We start from the raw sequence: 24468 nt of genomic DNA, 5'->3' as shown, positions 1-24468 counted from the left end.
GCATTGTATACCAATATGCAAACACATAAAAAAACCCAGCCTCAGGCTGGGTTTCTCAATCTTGTCAGCAATAACGATCGCTTCTTGGCAACGGCCGGACTTACTTGTCCCGGTTCTTGATGGCGCTGGTCAGTCGCTTGCGCTGACGCTCCTGAGACACGGTCAGCTTCTGCTTCTTGCCTTCGAACGGGTTGTCGCTGCTCTGGAACTGAATGCGGATCGGCGTCCCCATCATCTCCAGTGACTTGCGGTAGTAGTTCATCAGGTAGCGCTTGTAAGAGCCCGGTAGCTCGTTCACCAGGTTACCGTGGATCACAATGATCGGCGGGTTGTAACCACCGGCGTGAGCATATTTCAGCTTAACACGACGACCGCGAACCATAGGTGGCTGGTGGTCATCCTGTGCCATCTGCATAATACGGGTCAGCATCGAGGTACTGATACGCTTGGTCGCCGACTGATAGGCTTCCTGTACAGACTCGTAAAGGTGGCCAACGCCTGTACCGTGCAGGGCTGAAATAAAGTGGATACGCGCAAAGTCAACAAAACCAAGACGGCGGTCCAGCTCGGACTTAACACGCTCTTTCACTTCGTTGTCCAGACCGTCCCACTTGTTGACGGCAATCACCAGCGAACGACCGGCATTAAGGGCAAAGCCCAGCAGGCTCAAATCCTGATCCGAGATATTTTCGCGGGCATCAATGATCAGCAGCACTACGTTGGCATCTTCAACCGCTTTCAGCGTTTGAATCACCGAGAATTTCTCTACGGCTTGGTGCATGTTCTTACGACGGCGAATACCTGCGGTATCAATCAGAACGTATTCCTGTCCATCACGCTCCATCGGGATATAAATAGAGTCACGCGTTGTTCCTGGCATATCATACACAACAACACGTTCTTCACCGAGAATACGGTTAGTCAGGGTTGATTTACCGACATTCGGACGACCGATAATTGCCAGCTTGATTGGCTGCTCCTGCAGGCGCTTGTAGGCGGCTTCTGCATCAGCTTCGGACAGGTTGGCTTTTTCAATGTCCTCAACCGAACTCAGGTCAATCAGCTCGTCTTCTTCGCCTTCTTCAGATTCTTTCAGAGACTCGGCAAACGGGGCCAGTGCACGCTCCATCAGCGCCGTCACACCACGGTTCTGCGTAGCAGCAATCTGATACATTGCATCGACACCCAGCTTCCAGAAATCAGCACAGGCGCTGTCGGCATCAATACCGTCAACTTTGTTAACCACAAGGAAAGTCGGCTTTTCGCGGCTACGAAGGTGCTTGGCTATACCTTCGTCGGCCGGTGTCAAACCGGCACGGCCATCAACCAGGAACAGAACAACGTCCGCCTCCTCGATGGCAGCCAGTGACTGCTCGGCCATCTTGGTTTCCACACCTTCCTCGGTGCCATCAATACCACCTGTATCGATAACAATAAATTCGTGCTCTTCGAGCTCAGCTTTACCGTACTTACGATCCCTTGTTAGGCCAGGAAAATCTGCAACCAGCGCATCCCTCGTACGGGTAAGACGGTTGAATAACGTCGATTTACCCACGTTTGGGCGCCCGACAAGGGCAACAACAGGAATCATAACTACCTCTTACTTTTCATAGTCTTAATGACATACTTTCCATTCATTCTTGCCTCCAGAAGCCTCCGTGGGCGTCCTTCATCCGACAATAATATAGGGAATGGATATAACGATAACGGCTCCTAACTGTATAACACAGCAGGAGCCGACAAATTTAATACGGGCGCATTATACCGACAATTTACGGCATTTGCATTTTGTTAATACGGCCGTCCCGTGTTACTAGCAGATAACCATCATTCAACGGCTGAGGTGGAATTGCTATTCCGCTACCATCCGTTTCCTGCTGGGCCACGAAGTCACCGCTAACCGGATCGAGCCAATGCAGATAGCCTTCACTGTCCCCAAGTACGACATAGCCATTAATGACTGACGGCGCACTGAGCAAGCGGTGCTCCAGAGACTGGTTCTGCCACAACTCGGTGCCGCTGCGGATATCAACAGCAACCACATGATCTTTATCTGTTATTAAATATAGCTGACTGCCATCAATAACAAAGTCTGTGGCTGATGAGTAACTGCGCTTCCAGGCTGCCTGGCCAGTACGCAGTTCGATTGATACCAAGCTGCCATTATAGCCAATTGCATACAGGCGCTCGCCGGCAATAACCGGTGTCGCGTCCACATCCACCAGACGATCAATCTCTGTCCCGCCTTTTGGCGAGCCGACAGGCTGTTGCCACAGCACCTGGCCATTGTTCATCAATGCCCCAGCGAGTCGACCATTGGCCTGCCCCCAGAAAATACCGCCAGAGATCGAAACCGGCGAGCTGTCACCGCGTAGTGTCAGATTCGGCACTTCACTGCTTAGCTGCCATTTGGCTTCACCGCTATCGGCATCCAGCGCCTGTAGGATACCGCGGCTGGTATTCACTACAACCAGGCCTTCGTCTACAAGAGGTTTGGCAAGCACTTCGCCTTCGACAGTCGTACGCCAGGCTTCTTCGCCTGTCTCCTCGTCAAGGGCAATAACCTCAGCATTCTCGGAACCGATAAATAGCTTACCGTACGATAGCGCAATTCCACCGGCCAGCTTTGCAGTGACCTCGGTTTCCAAATTCTGTTCCCAGAGCGTCTCGCCTGTTTCCGGATCCAACGCTTTGACGACACCGTTACGGTCAGCAACAAAAATCTTGCCGTAACCCACGGCCGGGCTCAACTTAGAAAAGTAATGCCCTACGCCATCACCTACAGTCTGAGACCAGCTCTGCTGGGGAGAAAAAGCACTGTCAACCTGCGGCAGCGGGGCCATCTGGATAGTATCTTCTTCTCCGGCACAACCGGCAAGAATGCCAACGGCCAGTGCCACGGATACGGCTTGCTTCAACACCTTCTGCATACGTATCAACCTTACTGCGCCAGATCGTCAAGTTTGATCTTCAGCGCAGGCGAGGCACCCAACTGCTGAGCCTGAACATATGCTTCACGGGCAGCGACTGCATCGCCTTTTTGTAACAGCATATCACCGCGCAGCTCAGCAACCTTGGCCTGCCAGCTTTCGGCAGTTACCTTGTCCAGTTCTGCCATTGCCTGGTCAAACTTTTGCTGCTCGGCATAGATACGTGCCAGACGCGTTTGCGCAATCGGTAGGATTGCCGCGTCCTGAGTATTGCCAATTGCCCAGCTCAGTTGCTCGGCAGCTGCATCCAGCTCACCCTGTGTGACCTGAGCCTTGGCCAGCTGCAATGCCGCCAGTACCGAATACTGGCTGCTTTCATGGGCAGAGATGAAAGCCTGAACATCCGCTACAGCATTAGCGCTGCCGCTTTCCAGACGGTTTATCACCTGAGTATAAGCATCGGATGCCTGCTCTTTGGCTGCCTGTACTTCACCCTGGTAATAACGCCAGCCGTACAGACCACCCAGACCAATCACAGCGCCAAGAACAACGGCTTTACCGTTCTCTTTCCACCAAGCCTTAATCTGTTCAACCTGTTGCTCTTCTGTGATGTTGACGTCCACTTCCTGTCCTCTCTTAAATCAATTCTGCAAGCTTCGCTGCTACGTCGTCCTGTGCCATGGTCGTTTGCTCGCCACCACGCAGGTCTTTCACAACCACCGTGTTCTCGGCAATCTCGCTCTCACCAAGAACAAGCGCAATAGCAGCGCCAACATTGTCGGCACGTTTAAACTGTTTCTTGAAATTACCACCACCGAAGTGGTTCATTACGCGCAGGCCCGGTACGTCTTCGCGAAGTTTCTCGGCCAGTTTCATCCCGGCCAGCATAGTCCCTTCGCCGGCTGTCACCATGTAGACATCAACCGAGCGGCGTACGTCTGTCAGCTCCAGCGTTTCCATCATCAGAACCAGACGCTCAAGGCCCATTGCAAAACCAACGGCCGGGGTAGCCTTACCACCTAGCTGTTCAACCAGACCATCGTAACGACCACCAGCACATACGGTACCCTGGGCACCCAGGCTTTCGGTGATCCACTCAAAAACAGTGCGGTTATAATAATCCAAACCACGTACAAGACGTTCATTTACTTGATATTCGATACCAGCAGCGTCTAATAGTTCACATAAACCAGCAAAATGTTGCTTAGATTCTTCATCTAAGTACTCAGACAGTTTAGGTGCATCAACCAAAATTTCCTGCACAGCAGGGTTCTTGGTATCAAGAATACGGAGCGGGTTAGTGTGCAAACGGCGTTTGCAGTCGTCATCCAACACATCCATATGCTGCTCAAGGAACGCCACCAACGCGGTGCGGTAGCTTGCACGCGCTTCCAGAGAGCCAATCGAGTTCAGCTCCAGGCGCACATGCTCAAAAATACCCAGCTCGCGCCAGAAGCGCGCCATCATCATAATTAGCTCAGCATCGACATCCGGACCGTTAAGACCGAAGACTTCGACACCAAACTGATGAAACTGGCGGTAGCGGCCTTTCTGCGGGCGCTCGTGACGGAACATCGGGCCCGTATACCACAGGCGCTGTTCCTGGTTGTACAGCAGACCATTCTGGATCCCGGCGCGTACGCAACCAGCAGTACCTTCCGGACGCAGGGTCAGGCTGTCGCCGTTACGATCGTCAAAGGTGTACATTTCCTTCTCGACGACATCCGTCACTTCACCGATAGCACGCTTGAACAAATGCGTAGACTCAACGATTGGCATACGGATTTCATTATAGCCGTATGCGCTAACTACTTGCTTAATGGTATTTTCCACTTTGTGCCAAAGCGGTGATTGTGTTGGTAGGCAGTCGTTCATGCCTCGAATTGCTTGAATTTGTTTCGCCACGTTTATTCTCGTTAACCGATGGGGAATTGAATCGAATATATAGGTTCTTGCAGAAATAGTGAACCACGCCCTGAGTTTTCAGGGCGTGGTTCGGGCATATTTCGCTATTTTTCTTCTACATCAATGCGATTGTTGACATCTAGCATTGATGCTTTTGCACGGATCTTAGTCTCTAGCTGATCAATCACGTTGTCGTTGTCAAAACGCTCTTTCTGACGAACACCGTCATCATAGAAGGCGCTCTTGCGGTTACCGCCGGCAATACCCAGGTGCGAGACCTCGGCTTCGCCCGGACCGTTAACCACACAGCCAATGACAGAGACATCCATTGGAATCGTAATATCTTCCAGACGCTGCTCCAACTCGTTCACGGTGCCGATCACATCGAACTCCTGACGCGAGCAGGTCGGACAGGCAATAAAGTTGATGCCGCGAGAACGAATGCGCAAAGACTTGAGGATATCAAAACCGACCTTGATCTCTTCAACCGGATCGGCAGCCAGTGAGACACGCAATGTATCACCGATGCCCTCGGACAGCAGCATACCCAGGCCAACCGCAGACTTCACGGCCCCGGCACGCAGGCCACCGGCTTCGGTGATCCCCAGGTGAAGCGGCTGCTTAATTTGTGCCGCCAACTTACGGTAGGATTCAACGGCCAGGAAAACATCCGAAGCCTTGACGCTGACCTTGAACTGATCAAAGTTAAGACGGTCAAGTATGTCAACATGGCGCATCGCCGACTCAACCAAGGCTTCTGGCGTTGGTTCGCCATACTTCTGCTGAATGTCTTTCTCCAGCGAGCCACCATTAATCCCGATACGGATCGGAATATTTTTATCACGAGCACAATCAACCACGGAACGAATACGGTTCTCATTACCGATATTGCCCGGGTTGATCCGGAGACAATCGACACCATATTCCGCCACTTTCAGGGCGATACGGTAGTCAAAATGGATATCGGCGACCAGCGGGATATTAACCTGCTGTTTGATCTGCTTGAATGCTTCGGCAGCATCCATCGTAGGCACCGAGACACGGACGATGTCCGCACCAACGTTTTCCAGGGATTTGATCTGCGCAACAGTGGCTTCAACATCAGTCGTACGCGTGTTGGTCATCGACTGAACAGCTATTGGGGCGCCATCACCAATTGGGACATCCCCGACATAAATCCGGGTTGACTGACGACGTTTAATTGGAGATTCGTTATGCATTACATTTACTCTGTTTACTGCGGCAGCTTCAATCGGGCTACTTTACCAACCGGGTACTTGCTTAGATCCACCGGCTCACCTTTGTAGCTTATTTTAACAGCACCCGGCGCACCTAGCACCAGTTTAAATGGCGCTGGTCCATCTAAATTCAGCACATCACCCGACTTCTTGATGCCGGTATCGAGTCGCTTGCCGTTGGCATCACGGATATCAACCCAGCAATCGGCACTGAATGTCAGGATCAAATCTGACTCAACAACCGCCACTTCAGCATCTTCTGCTGTTGTCTCGGGCGTTTGAAGTGAAGCCAGGCTATCTGCGCTGTCGGTTTCTTCAACATTGTTCGCCTCGGGTTCGTTGCTGAAGCTATCATCAAAACTGGTTATCGGCTCTACGGATTCATTCACGACAACCGTGTCAACAGGCTCTATCGTCTCGATAACTGCCCCTTCTGCCGCGACACTAATATCGGCGGAAGACAGCTCGGCATTGCTGATTGCCGATGAGTTTGCACTGGCAAGGGATTCATCCAGCGGCTGCCCCTGTTGTTCGGCAAGGTTCAGTGCCTCTGTCTCTTGCTCCATCTGTAAGCTCTGCCACCACCAGATGCCGGTCAGACCGACAAAGATAATCGCCAGCGCCCAAGTCAGGCGCATGATACGGTTATCATGGGCTTCCCGTTTGGTGCGACGGGAAAAGCTCTGCATCTCATGGTCTTGGTGCTGAGCATGGCCGTGCTGATCAAGCTTGGCCAGCACGTCGGCTTCATCCAGTCCGACAAACTTGGCGTAGGAGCGAACATAGCCACGCGTGAACGTGGCAAGCTGTGACTGTTCAAAATTATTGTCTTCGATGTCATTGATCACCGAGAGGCGAAGCCTCAACCGGTTGGCAATATCCTTCTGTGAATAGCCAAGCTGTTCACGAGCCTGACGTAGCATATCCCCCGGACGAATGACTTCTTCTGTTGATAGATCTTCGTTCTGTTCAGTATTCATTGGCTAGATATTTTTGATATTGCTGTGAGTTTGGGTAGTGCTCTTTGAGCAGACTGGCATACTTCTCGACATAAGTTAAGCGTCCGGCCTCACTTTCAAGCTGAAGCAGCAGCAACAGGCTGTCTGCATTGTACCCATACCTCTTATTAAATTTAAAAAGCATGGCGCGCGCATCATTCAAATTGTGGGAGTCTATTTCAAGCTGCGCCAGCTGTAACATTGATTTCGGTTGAAAAGGCTCATAAGCCAGAGCCTTTTCAAAGTACCCTTTGGCTTGCAGTTTATCGCCGCCTTTAAGACTGCAAAAAGCGGCATTTTCATAACTGGCCGAAGTTTGGTAGTAATTAGGTTGTTCGATGGCTTTCTCAAAGACAGCGATAGCATCATCGTAACGCTGCTGACTACACAAGAATACACCATAGTTATTCAGTACATCGCCATTTTTCGGCGAATCACGCAATGCCTGCTTATACATTTTCTCAGCGGCAGCCGGTTCATCAACTTGCTGATAATAATAGGCCATTGCATTTTGTGCCCGATAATACCGCGGCGCGTAGTCAAGCGCCAGCTCAAGGTTATCACGAGCACGCTGCCATTGCCCAGATTCCAGATAGCTAAGGCCAAGAGAGATCCTGGCCTCAGACACTTCAATTTTATCTATCTCATTTCTATTGCCGGCTTCATCGACTGTGACACAGCCTATTAACAAGCTACACAATAGAGGGGACATCGTCCACCGTACCATATTTTCCCCAAGCTAACGTCCATGTTGCACCGATACGCGAGGCGAGCGAGTCGCCACCGGGTATCGGCCTTTGCAATTAGACTGCTTTTACAGGGATTTGTTCACCATTTTGTTGCTTGACTTTTGTTCGTTTCGTGCGGTCAATCACATCACCAACCAATTGTCCGCATGCCGCGTCGATATCATCACCGCGGGTTTTACGTACGGTCACGGTAAAGTCATACTCCATCAAGGTTTTCATGAAGCGATCAATGCGCGAGTTGCTTGGTTTCTTGTATGGCGAGCCCGGGTACGGGTTGAACGGGATCAGGTTAATTTTCGCCGGGGTGTCTTTCAGTGTGTCGGCCAGCTGGCGCGCGTGGTCCATATCGTCATTGACATGATCCAACAGCACATATTCAACGGTGACACGGCCACGGTTTGCATTCGTTGAATCAACATAGCGACGCACCGACTCAAGGAACGTCTCGATGTTCCAACGATCATTAACCGGCATGATTTCCGAGCGCAGCTCATCAGTCGGGGCGTGCAGCGAAATGGCCAGTGCCACATCAATGTTACCCGTCATCTGGTCAAGACCAGAAACAACACCGGAGGTCGATACTGTTACGCGACGCTTGGACAAACCAAAACCCAGGTCATCGAGCATGATTTCCAATGCCGGGATCAAGTTCTTCATATTCAGCAGCGGCTCGCCCATCCCCATCATAACGACGTTGGTAATTGGGCGACGACCGGTTTCCTTCTCGACCCCGATCTCTTTGGCTGCACGCCAAACCTGACCAATAATTTCTGACACACGCAGGTTACGGTTAAAGCCTTGCTGCGCCGTTGAACAGAATTTACATTCCAGGGCACAGCCTACCTGAGAAGAAACGCACAGCGTTGCACGGTCTTCATCCGGGATATAAACCGTTTCGACATCCTGATCACCCACACGCATCGCCCACTTGATCGTACCGTCAGACGAATGCTGGGCCTCAGAGACATAAGGCGCACGGATTTCGGCGACACGCTTTAGTTTTTCGCGCAGCTTCTTGTTGATATTTGTCATTTGATCGAAGTCGTCACAACCGAAATGGTAGATCCACTTCATGATCTGATCAGCACGGAATGGTTTTTCACCAAGCTCGTCGGCGAAATACTTACGCAGACCCTTGCGATCGAAATCCAGCAGATTAGTTTTGACTGTTGTCATCGGTTGTTGCCTCACTAAAAAATGACTGATTCTGCGCCTTGGCAACCTAAAGTAGGGAGGTTGCATGTAACAGGACAATTCAAGGCGCGAAATTGTACAGCCTTTACTGCTCAGTTTCCACTTGTTACCTATAGGGATATCTTAGCAGCCCAGCATTCTCCCAGCCGAAAAACACAAACGGGAAGCCTAGGCTTCCCGTTAATAATCTGTTTTGATTAAAATTTAACCACGCATATTAATCGCGAGGACAAATTTCATCCTCGGCAAAGAAATAAGCAATTTCACGCGCGGCGGATTCAGGGCTGTCTGAGCCGTGGACTGAGTTATGGCGCAGGCTGAGAGCAAAGTCAGAACGGATTGTCCCGCATGCAGCTTCATCCGGGTTGGTCTTACCCATTAGCTCACGGTAACGCACAATCGCATCTTCTCCTTCCAGTACCTGTACCAGCACAGGACCTGATGTCATAAATGCGACTAAATCATCAAAGAAAGGCTTGCCTTCATGCTCGGCATAAAAACCTTGCGCTTTTTCTGCATTGAGACGCACCATCTTGGCAGCAACAATTTTCAACCCGGCATTCTCAAAGCGCTGATAAATCGCCCCAATCAAGTTACGCTTTACCGCATCAGGCTTAACGATGGAAAACGTTCTTTCAATTGTCATTATTATTCTTCCTTTTGAATCTGTTCATCAATGTGACGTGAATCTTGGGGGGAGACACGAACAACTCCCCCTTCACAATACCGCTATAGCAGCAAGGCTGCAATGTTAGCAACCCCGAGACCGGTTGCTCCGGCCGCCCAGCGACTATCTGCGCTATCCCGGAAACACGCAGCCAGATCAAAATGGATCCAGCGGCTTGAATCGGTATCAACGAAACGTGACAGGAAGGCGGCAGCATTCGATGCCCCTCCCATACCGCCGCCCTTCTGTGCCCGGCTGTTGGCCGTATCGGCATAGTAAGATGGGCAGTTTGCCTGATGCCACTTTTCCAGCGGAAGTGGCCAGGCCGGTTCGCTAACTAGCTCTGACAACTGCTGCGCATGTTGCAACAAGTCCTTATCAAGACCGAACAAGGCATTGTAATCGGTTCCGACTGCCATCATCGCCGCACCGGTAAGTGTTGCGGCATCGATAATCAGCGGCGCCTTGGTCTCGCTGGCTGCTATCAACCCGTCGGCCAATACCAAACGTCCTTCAGCATCGGTATTGACCACTTCTACGGTCAGCCCATTCTTGTACGTTAACACATCCCCCAGCTTATAGGCGTTACCCGCGACCATGTTTTCTGCGCAACACAGGATCAACCTCACACGTTGGCGCAAACCTTGCTCAATCGCGTAACCGAGTGCCGCTGTGACGGTAGCTGCACCGCCCATATCGCACTTCATGGTCACCATGCCGGCACTCGATTTCAGGCTGTAACCGCCTGAGTCGAAAGTGATCCCCTTGCCCACCAGGCACGCTGCAACCGGCGCGTCAGGATCGCTTGTCGGGTTGAAATCCAGCGTCAGCATCACCGGCGGACGGCTGCTGGCACGACCGACGCTGTGCGTGCCAACCCAACCGTGATCCAATAGCTCATCGCCGACCAGCAGCTCATGGCTGATTTTGTCTCCGGCAATGGAAGTAAGAAACTCAACTGCATCCGCAGCCAATTTTTCCGGGTACATATCTTCCGGGGTCGCATTAACCACCTGGCGCACCCAGTCGCTACATTGGCGACGAGCATTGAGCAACTCAAGCTCGTCTTCGTCAATGGATGCCCACTTCAGCTCTACAGGCTTCATCGTGGCAGCAAAACCGCAATAGAAGGCCCATTGGCGCTCGTAGCTCCAGCCATCACCTTCAAGGCTTGCCTGAATAGCTCCCTGCGATTGCAGCTGGCGAGCAGCCTGCTGAATACGACGCAGCGGGTAGTCGCCGCTAAAGTGGATCACGGCACCGTCTTCTTGATACGACAGCAGCGCTTTCTCGCCCCACGCACCTGCGCTTGGCTCTGCCAAAAGTGAAATCCTTAACATAAACTCTCTTTCCGTTATAAGTAACAAATCACCGCCACGAGCTACGTGGCGATGATTTGCCAACAAGTTAATGTAACGACGCTATGGCTTATTCTTCGTCGCTGAGGATGTTTGCCAGGGTGCGTACGCCCATACCTGTGGCACCAGCCCCCCACTTGTCATTGGCCGTTTTGCGGTATGTACCGCTGGCATCAATATGCATCCAGCCGTTTTTGTAATCTTCTACGAAATACGACAGGAATGCGGCCGCGGTGCTTGCTCCCGGCAGAAAATCCCCCATCGACACATTCGACAAATCGGCAAAGTTCGACGGCATCATGGCACGATGATGATCGGCCAGCGGCAGCGGCCATAACCCTTCCAGCTCATCACTGGCTGCCATCAAGGCACGCTGTGCCAAATCGTGGTCAAAGCTGAACAATGCATGATAGTCGTTACCCAACGCATTTTTCGCCGACCCGGTCAGGGTCGCGCAGTCGATGATCACTTCAGGGTTCTGCGAGCTGGCGTAAATCAGACCGTCGGCCAGTACCAGTCGCCCTTCGGCATCGGTATTGAGGATCTCTACCGTTTTACCGTTCTTATAGGTAATGATATCGCCTAGCTTGAAGGCTCGGCCAGATACCATGTTCTCGGCACAGCACAGAATTAGCTTAATACGTTTTTGGGTGCCGCGGGCAATCGCCAGTGCCAAACCGCCGGTTGCCATGGCAGAGCCGCCCATATCGGCCTTCATTGCCGTCATGCCGCCAGATGGTTTCAGGCTGTAGCCGCCAGAGTCAAAAGTAATCCCTTTACCCACCAGGCAAGTGTGTACCGGCGCATCGGCATCACCTGTCGGATTATAGTCGAGGCGCAGCATCGCCGAAGAGCGCTCGGAGCCGCGGCCCACGGTATGGATACCGTTCCATCCCTCGTCGAGCAAATCATTGCCCTTGATGATTTTGTAGGTCACATGCTCCGGTGCCAGCGACTTAATAAATTCACCCGCACGTGCAGCCAGCTGCGAAGGGCGAACGATTTCAGCCGGCTGGTTGATAATTTCACGTACCCAGTTCGTCGCTGTCAGGCGAGCCTGAAGTTCTGCCTCTTCTTCCTCGCCCAGTCCGCTCCATACCACTTCGTTGCCCGACTTGGCATTGCGGTGCCCCTGAATAAATGCCCAGATACTCTCCAGATCCCACTCATCCCCTGCCAACGTTACCTGCTTGATGCCCTGAGCATCTAGCTTGCGTCCCGCGCGCTGAATCGCGGCTAACGGATTCTCCGCCGCCAGGTGAACCTTTGCCCCTTCGGCCTCAAAGGTCACTAGTGCATTTTTGCCCCACTTCTCATCGGCAACTTCCTGGGATAAGAAAACGAACATATTGGCAGACATGAATTACTCCTTGGGTTCTGCTACTCACCGCAACAGCCAGCCATTGCATTGTGAATACCAATTATAGGGTATAGCCGACTCCGAAAACCGACTTAGCCCCAGCTTCTATATTGTGATCAGGCAACAATTTAATGACATCGCTGTTACCACACCTAGAGAAGTTATGGGGGCATTGTCTTGTATTGCAAGGGAGTTCTCGGCTGAAAAATAACAAAGCAGGCAGTTAAGCCCGCTAACTCTTAAATTCATGGTTAATCATTTCGTGAAAAACCAATTATTCAGAAATTTCCGTTACTCTGCCTCGGCATATCGAAATAAACAAGATATTTACATCAAGAGTAAGAGCAAGATCGTGTTGCAGATACGGCACGTTGAATAATGAGCCGAGTAAGAAACAATATTAAAAAAGGCGGGAGTTATCGAATGGTCAGTTTGCTTCTTCGATCCAGCACATCTGCACTGCTTCGAGAATACGCTCGTTACAGTGCTCAGGATCGTCATCAAAATCTTCCAGCGCTAATATCCACTCCCTGAGATCGGTAAACCTGATGGTGGCCGGGTCAATATCCGGAAACTGTTCAGCTAGCTCAATGGCCAGCTCTTGCGAGTCAATCCATTTCAAACCCATCACATTCACCTTTTATCAACCAAGAAGGAATACTATATTGTAGCCTGTCTGCCCACTGATGAAGCATCAATGAACAGACAGACTGGCCGAGGCCTTAGTGGTTTTCCGACGCCAGATTCAGGGTGTATTTCGGAATTTCCACCACCAAGTCTTCGTCAGCCACCACCGCCTGGCAACCCAGGCGTGACTCTGGCTCAAGGCCCCAGGCCTTGTCCAGCATATCGTCTTCCAGCTCTTCACTCTCTTCCAGAGAGTCAAAACCTTCACGAATAATCACATGGCAAGTAGTGCAGGCACAGGATTTCTCACATGCGTGCTCAATGCCGATACCATTTTTCAGCGCAACATCCAAAACGGTTTGGCCGCTCTCTGCTTCTAGTACTGCGCCCTCCGGGCAAAGTTCTTCGTGGGGTAGTACAACAATTTTAGGCATGCCTAAACCTCATCAATCGAATGACCGGCCAGTGCCTGACGAATAGACTTGTCCATTCGGCGAGAGGCGAACTCCTGGCTAGCTTTATCTGTTTTCTTAATACCTTGTTCAATCGCATGCGGATCGGTGCCCTGACGCAATTGAACCAGCTCCATCATGACAGCTTCTAGCTCGTCACGCTCTTCTTTTGTCAGCAGGGTATCACCGTCTGCTGCCAGCGCTGTGATCAATCCTTCGAGAACGCGGTCCGCTTCAACCTGCTGCTCGGCAAGTGTGCGGGCATCTTTGTCTTCCTGCGCATGGGTCATCGACTCACGGATCATAGTGGCGATTTCATCATCCGTCAGACCGTATGACGGCTTCACCTGAATGGATGACTGAACTTCGCTGCTCTTTTCCATTGCCGTAACCGATAGCAAGCCATCAGCGTCAACCTGATAAGTCACACGAATATGCGCCGCACCCGCTGCCATGGCAGGAATACCACGCAGTGTAAAACGAGCCAGCGATCGGCAGTCACTCACCATTTCACGTTCACCCTGAACAATGTGCACTGACATTGCCGTCTGACCATCTTTGAAGGTAGTAAACTCCTGCGCGCGGGCAACAGGGATCGTGGTATTGCGAGGAATAATCTTCTCGACCATTCCGCCCATGGTTTCGATACCCAGTGACAGCGGAATAACATCGAGCAGCAACATATCGGAGTCCGGTTTGTTGCCTGCCAGAATATCCGCCTGGATAGAGGCACCAATCGCAACCACCTGATCCGGGTCAATCGAGGTCAACGGATCTTTGCCGAAATAGCTGCCGACCATTTCACGGACCAACGGAACGCGCGTCGAACCACCGACCATGACCGTTTCAATCACTTCGTCGATTTCAATCGATGCATCCTTGATTGCACGGCGACAAGCCATTAGGGTTTTCTTCACCAACGGCTGGATGAGCGCATTGAACTGCTCGCGGCTAACTGTTCCCTGCCAGTCCAATACGTCAATCTCGGCTTCAGCTGCATCGGTCAGGGCAATCTTGGCCGCCGTCGCTGCATCATGCAGAGCACGCGACTGCTGCGCAGAAAGCTGGCCGTCAAAACCGGCCTGATCGGCAATCCACTCAGCCAGCAGGTGGTCGAAATCATCGCCGCCCAGTGCCGAATCACCGCCTGTCGCCATCACTTCGAAAACACCTTTCGACAGGCGAAGGATAGAAATGTCAAACGTACCGCCGCCAAGGTCGTAGACCGCAATGACACCTTCCTGGCCAGAGTCCAAGCCATAGGCAATCGCAGCCGCTGTCGGCTCGTTAAGCAGGCGCAGAACGTTCAGGTTCGCCAGCTTGGCTGCGTCTTTGGTACCGGCACGCTGGGCATCATCAAAATAGGCAGGAACCGTGATCACCACCCCTTCCAGATCACCGCCCAGCGTCTCCTTGGCACGCTCACTGAGCGTCTTCAGGATCTCTGCCGAGACCTGGACCGGGTTCACCAGTCCGCTGCGAGTAACAAGCTGAGGCAGGCCATTATCGGTTGCCTGGTACTGGTAAGGTAGCTGCGGATAGCGTTGCTGAATATCAGCCAGAGAACGGCCCATCATACGTTTTACGGAGAAAATCGTATTTTCAGGATCCTGCTGAGCCAACGCCCTTGCTTCCTGGCCAATCAGTACTGCGTCGTCTTCGCCGTAATGCACCACCGACGGCAAAATAGCCCGGCCCTGCGCATCCTGTAACGTTTCCGGAACGCCGCTGCGAACCGCAGCCACGAGAGAATTTGTGGTACCCAGATCAATACCCACCGCCAGTTTGTGTTGGTGCGGTGCTGCACTTTGACCTGGTTCAGCAATCTGTAACAGTGCCATTATCGTTCCTGTGGAGTTAGTGCTGGAATCGGGAAAGGATCAGTCGAACAACGTTTCTTCAAGGCGCTCAACTTCGTTACGCAGCTTATCAATAAACTTCAGCTTGCGCACGGCATCCGCTGCTTGTTCCCAGCTTTCATTATTTAATAATTGCTCTAGATCCGCCAACTGCGACTTGTACATCGCCGACGCCTGCTGTTCAAAATCGAACAGCGCCGACTCAGGATCAGTGGCATCAGGGATTTCTTCCAGAGCTTCACGCAGTTCCATCTGCTGCATCAAAAATTCTGGGTCTTGCAATGTCTTGTTCTCGCCGCGAATATCCACATGCTTCTCAGAGAGCATATATTCTGCACGAGCAATAGGACTTTTCAGTGTTTGAAAGGCATCGTTAATTTGCGCAGCTTTTTGGACCGCCATTAAACGGTCTCGCTCAGAGGCGACTGCGAAATTGTCAGGGTGGAAACGACGTTGCAGTTCCCGGAACTGAGTTGAAAGAAGGCTACCATCCAGTTCAAACTGGAAAGGTAGCCCAAATAATTCGAAATGATTCATATAGCGTCTGATATCTATAGAGACCGAACCTGATAACTAAACAGCTATCAGGTTCAGTTGAAACAGCGATTAGACGTTGAAGCTCTCACCACAACCGCACTCGCTTGAAACGTTCGGGTTGTTGAACTGGAAGCCTTCATTTAGCCCTTCTTTGGCAAAATCCAGCTCGGTTCCGTCGAGATAAACAAGGCTCTTGGCATCAATAATGATTTTAACGCCCTTCTCTTCGAATACCGTATCCTCTTCATTCAGTTCATCAACGAACTCAAGGACATAAGCCATTCCTGAACACCCTGAAGTACGGACACCTAAACGCAGGCCAATGCCTTTGCCTCGGTTCTCTAGGAAAGTAGCTACGCGACTTGCCGCCGCTTCAGTAATAGTAATGGCCATACAACAACCCTCAGGAGATTAATTTTCTTCGTGTTTCTTCTTGTAATCGCTAACTGCGGCTTTGATTGCATCTTCAGCAAGAATCGAGCAGTGAACTTTTACCGGTGGCAGTTCAAGCTCTTCTGCGATCGCCGAGTTCTTGATTGAAGCCGCTTCGTCCAGGCTCTTTCCTTTCACCCACTCGGTGATCAGAGAGCTTGACGCTATCGCCGAACCACAACCGTATGTTTTAAACTTCGCATCTTCAATGATGCCTTCTTCAGTCACTTTGATCTGAAGTTTCATCACATCGCCACACGCTGGTGCACCCACCATGCCGCTACCGATGCTCTTGTCGTTTTTGTCAAATGAGCCCACGTTACGCGGGTTCTCGTAATGATCGATGACTTTTTCGCTATATGCCATGATATATCTCCTCGAATACGTTATGACCGCAAGATTAGTGGTGTGCCCACTCGACTGTGTTCAGGTCAATGCCTTCTTTATACATATCCCACAACGGAGACATTTCACGCAATTTCTCAACCGCACCGCGGATTTGCGAAACTGCATAGTCTACTTCTTCTTCCGTCGTGAATCGACCGAAAGAGAAACGAATTGAGCTGTGTGCCAGTTCATCGTCCAGACCCAGCGCACGCAATACATACGAAGGTTCCAGACTGGCAGAAGTACACGCCGAACCAGAAGACACCGCAAGATCTTTCAGTGCCATCAGCAGGGATTCACCTTCAACGAAAGCAAAGCTGATGTTCAGGTTGTTCGGCAGACGCTGCTCCATATCACCATTGATGGTCATCGCTTCGATGTCTTTGACACCTTCAAGCAGACGATTACGCAGCGCAAGCGCGTGCTGGTAATCTTTGTCCATATCTTCTTTGGCTACACGGAAAGCTTCGCCCATACCAACGATTTGGTGGGTCGCCAGAGTACCAGAACGGAAACCACGCTCATGACCGCCACCGTGCATTTGTGCCTCAAGGCGGATACGTGGCTTACGACGCACATACAGTGCACCGATACCCTTAGGGCCGTAAATTTTGTGCGCAGACAGCGAAATCAGGTCGACTTTCATTTCCTGAACGTCAATTGGCAGTTTGCCGGCAGACTGGGCGGCATCCACGTGAAAAATGACTTTCTTCTCACGACACAGCTCGCCGATAGCCGTGATGTCCTGAATAACACCAATTTCGTTATTCACGTGCATGATAGACACTAACACCGTGTCTTCGCGCATTGCATCACGCAGCTTTGCCAGATCAATCAGGCCGTTTTCCTCTGGCTCAAGGTAAGTGACTTCATAGCCTTCACGCTCAAGCTGACGACATGGGTCCAGAACTGCTTTGTGCTCTGTCTTGCAGGTAATTACGTGTTTACCTTTTTTACCATAGAAGTGCGCAGCACCCTTAATAGCCAGGTTGTCAGATTCAGTAGCACCTGAGGTAAAGACGATTTCACGCGGATCTGCATTGAGCAAATCAGCAATATTTTCACGTGCCGTATCGACTGCTTCCTCTGCCTGCCAACCGTAACGGTGAGAACGAGAAGCCGGGTTACCGAAGTTACCATCCATAGTCAGGCATTGCATCATCTTCTCGGCAACACGGGGATCTACTGGGCAAGTAGCGGAATAATCAAAATATATTGGCAGTTTCATCTTCTTCTCCGAAAACACGGACGTCTAGTCTCTAGGAGCGAACATCGACACCTATAGTGGCGCTGTCGTGTGTATTATTATTTACAAATGATGCTTTATGTCGACCATGATCCTGGCGATCAGAGATTTCCTGTACATCATTGTCTTTCATCAACTCGCCAAGAGTGATGTTGTTCAAAAAGCCGCTGATCCGGGAGCTCAGGTCGTGCCATAGAGTATGTGTCAAGCAGCGTACACCGCCCTGACAATCCCCTTTTCCGTGGCACTTGGTGGCATCAACCGATTCATCAACAGCTGCAATGACCATCCCTACTGCAATGCTGTCCGCATCTTCACCCAAGCGGTAACCGCCACCGGGGCCACGAACACTGGCAACCAGGCCAGCCTTGCGCAGGCGAGAGAAAAGCTGTTCCAAATAAGACAGTGAAATTCCCTGACGCTCTGAAATATCAGCCAGAGGAACAGGACCATCTTGAGAATGCAGAGCCACATCTAGCATGGCTGTTACTGCGTATCTTCCTTTTGATGTCAATCTCATAACACACCGCTACCCACTTATATGTATGGGAGGAGTGTCGCATACCTGACTAAAACGGTCAAGTATTTACCTGACTGTTTTAGTCAAGCTTTTAACCATAAGGTTTATACGTCTATTTGTCGCGACTTTCTAGCGATTTTTCGACTGAGGATAAGATACCTCGCAGGATATTCAACTCCTGCTGCTCAGGGCGAGCACGGGTAAATAGACGGCGCAGCTTCGCCATCACCATTCCCGGATGTTTCTTATTAATAAACTGGGTCTGCGTAGTGACTTTTTCAAGGTGCTCATAGAACATTTCCAGCTCTTTGGCGCGCGGATATTCTTCTACCTTGCTATCACCATCGTATTTTTGCTGCTCGAGGAACGCCATGCGGATCTCGTAGCTGACCGTCTGCACGGCCATCGCCAGATTCAGCGAACTGTAGTCCGGGTTAGCCGGAATATAGACATGACAATGACACTTTTGCAGCTCTTCATTGGTCAGTCCTGTCCGTTCACGACCGAACAAAATAGCGACATTGTGGCTGCTGGCCTCGGCAATCGACTTGATCCCACACTCACGTGGGTCGAGCTGTGGCCACTCCAGGGTACGAGAACGTGCGCTCGAACCAACAACCAGGCCGCAATCAGCAATCGCTTCATCCAGGGTCGGGACAATTTTCGCATTTTCGACAATATCAGCTGCACCGGCAGCCAGCGCATACGATTTTTCATCGATTTCACAAGCCGGATCGACCAACACCAAATTGGTCAGGCCCATCACTTTCATCGCTCGGGCAGCCGAACCGATATTACCCGGATGAGAGGTACCCACTAAAACAACACTGATTTTATCTAACATGAAAAAGCTATATCCGACGAATTCTTAAAGCGGGAGGATTTTAACACACCCTCTCCAAAAATGGAGAAAACATGTAAAAACATTATATCTATGACCAGTATTTTATTCCTTTTAGTGCTAACGCAGAAAGGAAAAACCGTTCCGGGCAAAAAATAACCACTTCCTTTTTGCCCTAGCTCTGATATACTCGCCGCCGCTTTTTAGTTCTTTAACATCCGTTGGGAAGATCCTATGCATCCGATGCTTAATATCGCCATTCGCGCTGCGCGAAAGGCTGGTGACCATGTCATTAAATCTCTAGAAAAACCTCAGTCAATTGAAGTTGCCAATAAAGGTAATGATGTTGTTACCAATATCGATCAAGAAGCAGAAGCTATCATCATCGATACTATCCTTAAGTCTTACCCTGATCACTGCATCATCGGTGCAGAGACTGGTAACAAAGAAGGTAGAGACAAAGAGTGTCAGTGGATCATCGACCCAGTGGATGGCACCAAAAACTTCGTTCGCGGTTTACCTCACTTCGCAATCTCTGTAGCACTACGCATGCGTGGTCGTACAGAAGTTGCAGCTGTTTACGACCCAGCTCGTAACGAACTATTCACCGCAACTCGCGGCTCTGGCGCTCAGCTTAACAGCCAGCGCGTTCGTGCTTCCCAGCCACGAGATCTAAGCGGTACAACACTGGCAACAGGCCTTCCTTTTGCAGCCAAGCAACACGCTGAAAGCTACATGAAGATCCAAAACGCGCTGTTCATCGAATGTGACGACATGCGCCAATGTGGTTCAACAGCACTGGATCTTTGCTACCTGGCAGCTGGCCGCGTTGACGGTGTATTCAAGCTAGGCCAGAAGCCTTGGGAACTGGCAGCAGGTGAACTAATCGCACGTGAAGCAGGTGCTATCTGTACTGACTTTACCGGTAATACTAACTACCTGACGTCTGGCAACATCGTTGCTGGTAACGCTCGCGTAGTGAAGCCAATGCTTGCCAAGATCCGTGAACACGGCAGCGATGCACTGACTAAGTAATTTTTGGTTACTGACCAAAAACAAGCCCCGCCAGCGACGCTGACGGGGCTTTTTCTTTATCTGGAGCTGAATGCTTTCATTTCATACAGTTAGATATACAGTATAACGAACTCTTTATGATACTCTGCACCTATTAAGAAAACTGTATTCTATTAGGTGACATTGATGCCCGCACTCAACGCACGCCCCCTGCTAATCAGCAGCCTATTGGCCTGTTCGCTACCCTTGCTGCTAACTGGCTGTGAAAAACATTATGACACGCTCGAAGCAATTCCCTTCGCCGACCAAAACTTCCGTGCCTGCGTACTGGAAACAGGCGAGAGCTACCCCGACGATATCACCGAGCTGGATTGTGAAGGCCTTAATATCCGATCGGCAGCCGAAGTGAAGTACTTCGAGAACCTTCGTAAACTGTCACTCGATGACAACCAGATCAATTCTCTGGATCTGTCTGATAATCCCGAGCTACGCTACCTCGACCTCAGCGATAACCAGCTCAACGCCCTGGACCTGTCAGAAAACCATGCCCTGCGTGAAATACGGCTAAGCGATAATGACATTGATACCCTCGTACTGCCTCAGTCCGAGCGACTGGAAAAGCTGTTCCTGAATGACAATGAACTCGACACATTGACTGTTTCCCAGCTTCCCAAGCTACGAGCACTGCTTGTTGCTGACAACGAACTGCAAACATTGGACTTATCGAACAATCCAGCGTTGACTGAACTCAATGTCAGAAACAACGCCCTGACCGCCCTGGATCTCTCCCACAATACAAAGCTCAACCAGCTGCTAGAGCAAGGGAATCCAATGAACGGTGGCAAGCAACGTCCGGTCAGTGAGTGGCAGGCCAAATAAGGATTCGCAGAGACTGAGACTGATCCGCAGATACAAAAACGGAGCCTTGCGGCTCCGTTTTTCATTCAGTGTTTTCACACAATACCCTACGGCATCGCGTCAAACTCTTCACCTTCTTTGTCTACCTGCGGTGGCATCAGGTGCTCACGGGTAATACCCAGTTTAAGCGCCAGCGCCGAAGCAACGTAGATAGAGGAATACGTACCGACAGTGATACCGATCAGCAACGCCGCGGCAAAACCGTGGATCATGCTACCGCCTTTCAGGAACAGGGCAATAACCACGAATAGCGTTGTTGCCGAGGTGATCAGGGTACGGCTCAGCGTCTGGGTAACCGAGCTGTTCATCACCTCGATTGGCCCGCCCTTACGCATCTTACGGAAGTTCTCACGGATACGGTCAAATACAACAATGGTATCGTTGAGCGAGTAACCGACAACCGTCAGCAAGGCCGCAACAATCGTCAGATCGATTTCAATCTGGGTGAAAGAGAAGATACCAATGGTGATGATAACGTCGTGTGCCAGTGCCATTACCGCACCTGCTGCCAGACGCCACTCAAACCGCATCGAGACATACAGCAGAATACAGATCAACGAAACAAGAATCGCCAGACCACCGGCTTCGGCCAACTCATCACCGACGTTCGGGCCAACAAACTCAATACGGCGCATCTCAACGCTCTGGCCAGTGCCGACTTTCAGAGCATCGATGATCTGGTTACCCAGCTTCTCACCCTTTGCATCTTCACGCGGCTGCAGGCGAACCATGACATCACGTGCCGTACCGAAGTTTTGCACAATCGCATCACCAAAACCGGCACTTTCCAGTGAATCTCGGATTTTGGCCAGATCAGCAGGCTGTTCGAAACCCACTTCGATCAGTGTACCGCCGGTAAAGTCGAGGCCCCAGTTCAGTTTCTGAGTGGTAACCGTCGCGATTGCCGCAACAATCATAAGAATCGACAGGACAAAAGTGCCTTTCGACCAGCGCATAAAGTCGATCACTTTATCCGCTTTCATTATTTGAAACATGTCAGCGTCTCCTTAGATCGACAGTTTATCGACGCGCTTACCGCCGTAAACAAGGTTGACCATCGCACGGGTTCCGACGATCGCCGTAAACATCGACGTCAGGATACCGATAGACAGGGTCACCGCGAAGCCTTTAATTGCACCTGTGCCCACTGCAAACAGAATGATTGCAGTGATCAGGGTGGTAATGTTGGCATCGGCAATCGTACTCAGTGCATTGGCATAACCTTGCTGAATGGCATGCTGAGGACTGCGGCCCTCACGAAGCTCTTCACGGATACGCTCAAAGATCAGAACGTTGGCATCGACAGCCATACCGACGGTCAGAACAATACCGGCAATACCCGGCAAGGTCATGGTTGCCCCCGGGATCATCGACATGACACCGATAATCATGATCAGGTTCATCACGAGGGCCATATTGGCAAACAGACCGAAACGACGGTAGTACACCAGCGTAAACAGCATAACGGCAACCATACCCCAGATCATTGCCTGAATACCCATATCGATATTCTGCTGACCCATTGACGGACCGATAGTACGCTCTTCGACAATTGAAATCGGCGCAATCAAGGCACCGGCACGCAGTAGCAATGCCAGGTTATGCGCTTCGGACTGAGAGTCGATACCGGTAATACGGAAGTTACGACCCAGTGCCGTCTGAATGGTCGCCTGGTTAATCACTTCTTCGTGTTTCTCAAGAATCACTTTGCCGTTAGGATCGCGATCACCGCTGTCTTTGTACTCGGTAAACACGGTTGCCATCAGCTTGCCCACATTATTACGCGAGAAAGCTGTCATCTTGCTGCCACCTTCGCTATCGAGCGAGATGTTAACCTGAGGACGGCCATATTCATCAGCACTTGAGCTTGCGTCAGTAATATGAGAACCGGATAGAATCACACGTTTTTTCAGCACTGCCGGACGTTGGTCACGGGTGTATTTCACCTCGCTGCCAGCCGGTACACGGCCAGATACAGCAGCAGCCACATCTGCAGTACTATCCACTTCGCGGAATTCCAGTGTTGCTGTCGCACCCAAAATTTCTTTCGCGCGCGCAGTATCCTGAACACCCGGTAGCTCGACAACGATGCGGTTTGCCCCCTGACGCTGTACCAGTGGCTCGGCAACACCCAGCTCGTTTACACGGTTACGTAGAATAGTGATGTTCTGGTCAACGGCGTAGTTGCGAATTTCCTGAAGGCGCGCCTCAGTAAACTGAGCCGAAAGCACAAAACGGCCATTGCTGTCGCTATCGGTGAACAACATATCCGGATGAAGCTTGGACAGCTCGATTTTAGCCTGAGCCAGCTGCTCTGCATTACGCAGGCGAACTTCAACCGAGGTATCGGTCTTACTGATAGCACGGTAACGAATTTTCGCTTCGCGCAGCTCAGTACGGAAGGTTTCTTCCTGCTGACCCAGCAACTTGTCCATTGCTGCATCCATATCGACTTCCATCAGGAAATGCACACCGCCGCGCAAGTCCAGACCCAGTTTCATTGGGGTGGCGCCGATGGATTCAAGCCAGTCAGGAGTAGATGCTGCAAGGTTTAGTGCGACGACGAAGTCATCACCAAGCTGTTCATTGAGAATATCGCGGGCACTGATCTGAGTATCAGTATCGTTAAAGCGGACAAGTACAGTACCGTTTTCGAAAGCGACAGATTTGTAAGAGAGTTGATTTTGATTTAAATCTTCGGTGACTGCATCCAGCGTTGACATATCTGCCGAGGCGCCACGCGCCCCGGAGATTTGAATTGCCGGATCTTCACCGTAAACATTGGGAAGTGCATATAGCAGTCCGATGAGCAGTGTAAACACCACCATCAGGTTCTTCCACAAGGGATAACGGTTTAACACTGCTGTGATCCTTCAGAGCAAAAAATTACAGAGATTTCATTGTGCCTTTTGGCAGAACTGCAGAAACGAAATCTTTTTTGATTGTTACTTCAGTTGTGTCATTCAGCGCAATAACAATGTAGTCGTTCTCGTCGGAGACCTTAGTGATTTTACCCACCAGACCACCATTGGTTAGCACTTCGTCACCTTTGCCCATGGAAGACATCAGGTTCTTATGCTCCTTAACGCGCTTCGCCTGCGGACGGTAAATCATGAAGTAAAAAATAACTGCGAACAGACCCAGCATAATGAATAGCTGCATACCGCCGCCCTGTGGTGCACCTTCAGCCGCGGCATGTGCCTGAGAAATGAAAAGACTCATTTATTAACGTCCTC

Annotated in this window: 25 protein-coding genes; 2 read left to right on the top strand and 23 right to left on the bottom strand. The window is 50.9% G+C overall.

Translation table 11 applies throughout. The annotated features are described in order from the left end of the window. Positions 1–100: 100 nt before the first annotated feature. The 20 genes from der to trmJ all read right to left on the bottom strand — a co-directional run bounded on the left by der (position 101) and on the right by trmJ (position 19303). Positions 101–1591, bottom strand: coding sequence for a ribosome biogenesis GTPase Der (gene der, locus L4D19_RS12105; RefSeq protein WP_428452687.1), 1491 nt, complete (start codon positions 1589–1591; stop codon positions 101–103). A 181-nt stretch (positions 1592–1772) separates the two neighbouring features. Next, positions 1773–2930, bottom strand: a complete 1158-nt coding sequence (bamB, locus tag L4D19_RS12100; RefSeq protein ID WP_428452686.1) for an outer membrane protein assembly factor BamB — start codon at positions 2928–2930, stop codon at positions 1773–1775. Positions 2931–2941: 11 nt separating this feature from the next. Next, positions 2942–3553 (bottom strand): YfgM family protein, encoded by a 612-nt coding sequence (locus tag L4D19_RS12095; protein WP_428452685.1) that lies wholly within the window; start codon positions 3551–3553, stop codon positions 2942–2944. 13 nt (positions 3554–3566) lie between these two features. Next, positions 3567–4835, bottom strand: coding sequence for a histidine--tRNA ligase (gene hisS, locus L4D19_RS12090; RefSeq protein ID WP_428452684.1), 1269 nt, complete (start codon positions 4833–4835; stop codon positions 3567–3569). Between the two features lie 104 nt (positions 4836–4939). After that, complete coding sequence (ispG, locus tag L4D19_RS12085; RefSeq protein ID WP_428452683.1) at positions 4940–6055, bottom strand: flavodoxin-dependent (E)-4-hydroxy-3-methylbut-2-enyl-diphosphate synthase; 1116 nt, start codon at positions 6053–6055, stop codon at positions 4940–4942. Positions 6056–6069: 14 nt separating this feature from the next. Continuing rightward, a complete protein-coding gene (gene rodZ, locus L4D19_RS12080; protein ID WP_075763653.1) occupies positions 6070–7053 on the bottom strand; it encodes a cytoskeleton protein RodZ in 984 nt (327 codons plus the stop codon). Beyond that, complete coding sequence (gene pilW / locus L4D19_RS12075) at positions 7043–7798, bottom strand: type IV pilus biogenesis/stability protein PilW (RefSeq protein ID WP_075763652.1); 756 nt, start codon at positions 7796–7798, stop codon at positions 7043–7045. Before pilW ends, rodZ begins: the two co-directional genes overlap by 11 nt. Before the next feature lie 76 nt (positions 7799–7874). Continuing rightward, positions 7875–8996 carry a dual-specificity RNA methyltransferase RlmN gene (rlmN, locus tag L4D19_RS12070; protein WP_428452682.1) on the bottom strand — a complete coding sequence of 374 codons (1122 nt, stop codon included), beginning with the start codon at positions 8994–8996 and terminating at the stop codon, positions 7875–7877. Between the two features lie 235 nt (positions 8997–9231). Further along, on the bottom strand, positions 9232–9660 hold the full coding sequence (gene ndk, locus L4D19_RS12065; RefSeq protein WP_075763650.1) for a nucleoside-diphosphate kinase: 429 nt from the start codon (positions 9658–9660) through the stop codon (positions 9232–9234). Between the two features lie 83 nt (positions 9661–9743). Then, positions 9744–11021, bottom strand: a complete 1278-nt coding sequence (gene pepB, locus L4D19_RS12060; RefSeq protein ID WP_428452681.1) for an aminopeptidase PepB — start codon at positions 11019–11021, stop codon at positions 9744–9746. Positions 11022–11109: 88 nt separating this feature from the next. Continuing rightward, positions 11110–12399 (bottom strand): aminopeptidase PepB, encoded by a 1290-nt coding sequence (gene pepB / locus L4D19_RS12055; RefSeq protein WP_428452680.1) that lies wholly within the window; start codon positions 12397–12399, stop codon positions 11110–11112. A 427-nt stretch (positions 12400–12826) separates the two neighbouring features. Then, the gene (iscX, locus tag L4D19_RS12050) at positions 12827–13027 is read right to left on the bottom strand and encodes a Fe-S cluster assembly protein IscX (protein WP_075763647.1); all 201 of its coding nucleotides are present in this window, start codon (positions 13025–13027) and stop codon (positions 12827–12829) included. A gap of 94 nt (positions 13028–13121) precedes the next feature. Then, positions 13122–13460, bottom strand: coding sequence for an ISC system 2Fe-2S type ferredoxin (gene fdx, locus L4D19_RS12045; protein ID WP_075763646.1), 339 nt, complete (start codon positions 13458–13460; stop codon positions 13122–13124). A gap of 2 nt (positions 13461–13462) precedes the next feature. Beyond that, the gene (gene hscA, locus L4D19_RS12040) at positions 13463–15319 is read right to left on the bottom strand and encodes a Fe-S protein assembly chaperone HscA (RefSeq protein ID WP_428452679.1); all 1857 of its coding nucleotides are present in this window, start codon (positions 15317–15319) and stop codon (positions 13463–13465) included. Positions 15320–15358: 39 nt separating this feature from the next. Continuing rightward, positions 15359–15874 carry a co-chaperone HscB gene (gene hscB, locus L4D19_RS12035; RefSeq protein ID WP_075763644.1) on the bottom strand — a complete coding sequence of 172 codons (516 nt, stop codon included), beginning with the start codon at positions 15872–15874 and terminating at the stop codon, positions 15359–15361. Positions 15875–15943: 69 nt separating this feature from the next. Then, positions 15944–16267 carry an iron-sulfur cluster assembly protein IscA gene (iscA, locus tag L4D19_RS12030; RefSeq protein WP_075763643.1) on the bottom strand — a complete coding sequence of 108 codons (324 nt, stop codon included), beginning with the start codon at positions 16265–16267 and terminating at the stop codon, positions 15944–15946. A gap of 18 nt (positions 16268–16285) precedes the next feature. Then, positions 16286–16672, bottom strand: a complete 387-nt coding sequence (gene iscU / locus L4D19_RS12025) for a Fe-S cluster assembly scaffold IscU (protein ID WP_075763642.1) — start codon at positions 16670–16672, stop codon at positions 16286–16288. Between the two features lie 34 nt (positions 16673–16706). Further along, on the bottom strand, positions 16707–17921 hold the full coding sequence (locus tag L4D19_RS12020) for an IscS subfamily cysteine desulfurase (protein ID WP_428452678.1): 1215 nt from the start codon (positions 17919–17921) through the stop codon (positions 16707–16709). 31 nt (positions 17922–17952) lie between these two features. Next, positions 17953–18459 carry a Fe-S cluster assembly transcriptional regulator IscR gene (iscR, locus tag L4D19_RS12015; RefSeq protein WP_075763640.1) on the bottom strand — a complete coding sequence of 169 codons (507 nt, stop codon included), beginning with the start codon at positions 18457–18459 and terminating at the stop codon, positions 17953–17955. A 112-nt stretch (positions 18460–18571) separates the two neighbouring features. Beyond that, positions 18572–19303 carry a tRNA (cytosine(32)/uridine(32)-2'-O)-methyltransferase TrmJ gene (gene trmJ / locus L4D19_RS12010; protein WP_428452677.1) on the bottom strand — a complete coding sequence of 244 codons (732 nt, stop codon included), beginning with the start codon at positions 19301–19303 and terminating at the stop codon, positions 18572–18574. A gap of 231 nt (positions 19304–19534) precedes the next feature. On the opposite strand from trmJ, the gene suhB reads away from it, so the two are divergent. Together suhB and L4D19_RS12000 are read left to right on the top strand one after the other, a co-directional pair. Next, positions 19535–20335, top strand: coding sequence for an inositol-1-monophosphatase (suhB, locus tag L4D19_RS12005; protein WP_428452676.1), 801 nt, complete (start codon positions 19535–19537; stop codon positions 20333–20335). Positions 20336–20500: 165 nt separating this feature from the next. Continuing rightward, positions 20501–21193: a leucine-rich repeat domain-containing protein gene (locus tag L4D19_RS12000; RefSeq protein WP_428452675.1), complete on the top strand. Its 693-nt coding sequence runs from the start codon at positions 20501–20503 to the stop codon at positions 21191–21193. 86 nt (positions 21194–21279) lie between these two features. Here L4D19_RS12000 and secF read toward each other — a convergent pair whose 3' ends face one another. The 3 genes from secF to yajC are packed head-to-tail and all read right to left on the bottom strand — an operon-like array spanning position 21280 to position 24454. After that, on the bottom strand, positions 21280–22227 hold the full coding sequence (secF, locus tag L4D19_RS11995) for a protein translocase subunit SecF (RefSeq protein WP_428452674.1): 948 nt from the start codon (positions 22225–22227) through the stop codon (positions 21280–21282). 12 nt (positions 22228–22239) lie between these two features. Further along, entirely contained in the window at positions 22240–24093 is a 1854-nt protein-coding gene (gene secD, locus L4D19_RS11990) for a protein translocase subunit SecD (RefSeq protein WP_428452673.1), read from the bottom strand. Between the two features lie 25 nt (positions 24094–24118). Beyond that, positions 24119–24454, bottom strand: coding sequence for a preprotein translocase subunit YajC (yajC, locus tag L4D19_RS11985; RefSeq protein ID WP_075763634.1), 336 nt, complete (start codon positions 24452–24454; stop codon positions 24119–24121). Between the last annotated feature and the right edge of the window lie 14 nt (positions 24455–24468).

This window comes from Photobacterium kasasachensis (genome assembly GCF_050336885.1).
Taxonomy (GTDB): Bacteria; Pseudomonadota; Gammaproteobacteria; order Enterobacterales; family Vibrionaceae; genus Photobacterium; species Photobacterium kasasachensis.
The sequence above is the reverse complement of the archived record's forward strand: the minus strand, read 5'-3'. Positions and strand labels throughout refer to the sequence as shown.

Bases quoted from the DNA above. Each gene is read 5' to 3' on its own strand.
- iscA (WP_075763643.1), bottom strand. From the start codon at position 16,267: ATGGCCATTACTATTACTGAAGCGGCGGCAAGTCGCGTAGCTACTTTC.
- hscA (WP_428452679.1), bottom strand. From the start codon at position 15,319: ATGGCACTGTTACAGATTGCTGAACCAGGTCAAAGTGCAGCACCGCAC.
- fdx (WP_075763646.1), bottom strand. From the start codon at position 13,460: ATGCCTAAAATTGTTGTACTACCCCACGAAGAACTTTGCCCGGAGGGC.
- rlmN (WP_428452682.1), bottom strand. From the start codon at position 8,996: ATGACAACAGTCAAAACTAATCTGCTGGATTTCGATCGCAAGGGTCTG.
- hscB (WP_075763644.1), bottom strand. From the start codon at position 15,874: ATGAATCATTTCGAATTATTTGGGCTACCTTTCCAGTTTGAACTGGAT.
- der (WP_428452687.1), bottom strand. From the start codon at position 1,591: ATGATTCCTGTTGTTGCCCTTGTCGGGCGCCCAAACGTGGGTAAATCG.
- pilW (WP_075763652.1), bottom strand. From the start codon at position 7,798: ATGGTACGGTGGACGATGTCCCCTCTATTGTGTAGCTTGTTAATAGGC.
- ispG (WP_428452683.1), bottom strand. From the start codon at position 6,055: ATGCATAACGAATCTCCAATTAAACGTCGTCAGTCAACCCGGATTTAT.
- iscU (WP_075763642.1), bottom strand. From the start codon at position 16,672: ATGGCATATAGCGAAAAAGTCATCGATCATTACGAGAACCCGCGTAAC.
- pepB (WP_428452680.1), bottom strand. From the start codon at position 12,399: ATGTCTGCCAATATGTTCGTTTTCTTATCCCAGGAAGTTGCCGATGAG.
- rodZ (WP_075763653.1), bottom strand. From the start codon at position 7,053: ATGAATACTGAACAGAACGAAGATCTATCAACAGAAGAAGTCATTCGT.
- iscR (WP_075763640.1), bottom strand. From the start codon at position 18,459: ATGAGATTGACATCAAAAGGAAGATACGCAGTAACAGCCATGCTAGAT.
- bamB (WP_428452686.1), bottom strand. From the start codon at position 2,930: ATGCAGAAGGTGTTGAAGCAAGCCGTATCCGTGGCACTGGCCGTTGGC.
- iscX (WP_075763647.1), bottom strand. From the start codon at position 13,027: ATGGGTTTGAAATGGATTGACTCGCAAGAGCTGGCCATTGAGCTAGCT.
- trmJ (WP_428452677.1), bottom strand. From the start codon at position 19,303: ATGTTAGATAAAATCAGTGTTGTTTTAGTGGGTACCTCTCATCCGGGT.
- L4D19_RS12000 (WP_428452675.1), top strand. From the start codon at position 20,501: ATGCCCGCACTCAACGCACGCCCCCTGCTAATCAGCAGCCTATTGGCC.
- pepB (WP_428452681.1), bottom strand. From the start codon at position 11,021: ATGTTAAGGATTTCACTTTTGGCAGAGCCAAGCGCAGGTGCGTGGGGC.
- yajC (WP_075763634.1), bottom strand. From the start codon at position 24,454: ATGAGTCTTTTCATTTCTCAGGCACATGCCGCGGCTGAAGGTGCACCA.
- L4D19_RS12020 (WP_428452678.1), bottom strand. From the start codon at position 17,921: ATGAAACTGCCAATATATTTTGATTATTCCGCTACTTGCCCAGTAGAT.
- suhB (WP_428452676.1), top strand. From the start codon at position 19,535: ATGCATCCGATGCTTAATATCGCCATTCGCGCTGCGCGAAAGGCTGGT.
- secF (WP_428452674.1), bottom strand. From the start codon at position 22,227: ATGTTTCAAATAATGAAAGCGGATAAAGTGATCGACTTTATGCGCTGG.
- ndk (WP_075763650.1), bottom strand. From the start codon at position 9,660: ATGACAATTGAAAGAACGTTTTCCATCGTTAAGCCTGATGCGGTAAAG.